General features: G+C 59.3%; 1 protein-coding gene. It reads left to right on the top strand.

The window, feature by feature from the left end:
- Positions 1-115: 115 nt before the first annotated feature.
- On the top strand, positions 116-2,280 hold a 2,165-nt coding region (locus tag QMX89_RS22565), incomplete at its 3' end, for a hypothetical protein (protein WP_282349947.1).

Here is a 2,280-nt window from a genome sequence, read left to right as displayed (position 1 = left end):
CGAGCATGAGGTAACTGGCATCGTTACCTTCTACTTGATGCCCGTCGTGTTTCCTCAGGAAGGCCGGGTTACGCTGCACTATCACCACCGAGTTCCGCCTTCCAACGCGTTCAGCGTGTCTGAAGACATAGGCCCCTTTCTGGTCAAGCAGACCGTTCCAGGCAATCCCGATCCGAATCCGGCCACGCCCCTCATCAACGAGCGCCTGACCCCACCCACCGGCATTCCCGCAGTAGTGCCAGCCGGCCGGCCGCTGACGGTGACCATTCCTCGCTACGTGGAAATCGCCGACAAAGACACGATCGTGTTGTACTGGTCGAATCGAGAGATCCGCAAGACTGTCAGTGCTGACGAAGCCCTCAATCCTGGACAGGCGCTGACGGTCACGGTACCCGCCGATATCATCGACGGCACCCCCGGGATGGGGCTGAACGTGCTCTACGACATCGAGGACGAGGTCAAGAACTGGTCGCTTTTCAGCCTCAACGCGTTCGCCGACGTGATTCCCCCAGACGCACTGCATCCCCCTGCGCTACCTGATGCCACAGACGACGACGAGTTGGACATGGACAAGTGGGTGGGCGATGTGGCCGTGCAGATTGTGGTCAACGGCAATCTGCCGGTGGGTACCACAGGCACGCTGACCTGGACCGGCATCCCGGTGCTGGGGCCACGGCTGACCTTTACCCTGAACTTCGAGATATTGAAACCTGGCACCCGGATTACGCTGTACGTGCCCAGGGCCAAGGCCGCTGCTTTGGTGGGCAGCACCGTCACGGTGTACTACGAGGCGCTCATCGGTGGCGTGAGCAAGCCGTCGCAACGGATCAGCTTGCCTGTGCTCGGCCAGCCGGTGACCCTGGAAAAACCCACGCTCGTCGGCGTTACGGGAAATACCTACAACCCGGCCTTGATCGGCGGCACTCATCAGGAGGTCATCGTGCCTCAGTATGGGTTCATGGCCCGCGGACAGACCGTGATCCTGCTATGGGAAGGCCGGACCGCCGCCGGCAGCCCGGTCTACATACGGCAAACACATGAAGTGACCAGCGATACCCCGCAAGACATCCGCTTCATGATCGATATGCTCTACGCCAAGGGCCTGGGCACCAACACCACCCTGAAGGTGAGCTACACGATCATCGCCGAAGGCACCAGCTATGCTTCGCCCATTCTGGAACTGACCGTGGTGAGCGTGCCGAGCAAGCTGCCCAAGCCGACCACCGATCCGGTGTTTCAAGGCGGCGAGATCGACCCAGCTACGGTAGGAACCAGCATCAATATCGTGGTGGAACCCAACCTAGACCTTGCACCTGGTGACATGTTGACCGTTCACTGGGAGGGCCGACCCGGCGCCAGTACGTCCATTACCAACCAGCCATTTCCAAGCTCGGGCAATCTGGAAGTCAGCATCGGCAAGACGCCCTACATCGATGGCAACACCAACGGCTACGTGGAGGTTTGGTACGAGGCCATCCGCAACAACCAGATGATCGGCCATTCGCAGCGGTTGCAACTGCATGTCGGGGCGGCGGCGGAACTGCCTTGGCCATTGCCCAAGCTGGTGGATGCTACAGGGAGCCAGGTCAGTACCTGGCAGCCAGTCAGGCCAGGCACCCAGTTCGGCACTAATACCGCTACGGTGGTAATCACCGATGCACGCATTCAACAAAGCGATGTGGTGGTCTTGGTGTGGCGCCTGACCAATCAAAACGACCTCTCCATGCCAGGTGTGAATGATGAAGCCGCCGGCGTGTCGCGTGTCGCAATACCTGAGGACGTGTTGGCAATAAGCCTAGGAAAAACAGTGCTTGTAGCCTATGCAGTTTTCCGCGGCGGCCAAATGATAGGTTCGTCGGCGCCGACCAGCTTCCAGATCGGCGCACTGCCGGCTACGGCATTGAGCGAGTTGATCATCGTACAGGCTGCCAATAGCGGCGCTGGACCTGAGCTCGACGTTGACAGCCTCACCGGCGATGCCACCGTACGTGTTGGTCAATGGCCGTTGATTGCGCAACGACAGTCGGTGTGGCTGACATTGTCGGGTACCCGGCAGGATGACAGCCCTTACCACAAACAACTGATGGGTCCACCCAGTATCGTCGATTCGGATTGGGTGAATGCAGGGAGCCAGACGTTTACAGTGCCCGTTAGCGAATTGAAAGATCTAAGGGATGCCAGCTCGCTGACCCTGACTTTGAAAGTGGATGTGGCAGGAGGCACCAACGAGGCGGCTGCAGTTGTCTTTACCCCGAAAATTTATACAGTGAGGTCGACTGG

Source organism: Pseudomonas sp. PS01301 (assembly GCF_029960215.1).
In the GTDB taxonomy this organism is placed as follows: Bacteria; Pseudomonadota; Gammaproteobacteria; order Pseudomonadales; family Pseudomonadaceae; genus Aquipseudomonas; species Aquipseudomonas coleopterorum.
The sequence above is the reverse complement of the archived record's forward strand: the minus strand, read 5'-3'. Positions and strand labels throughout refer to the sequence as shown.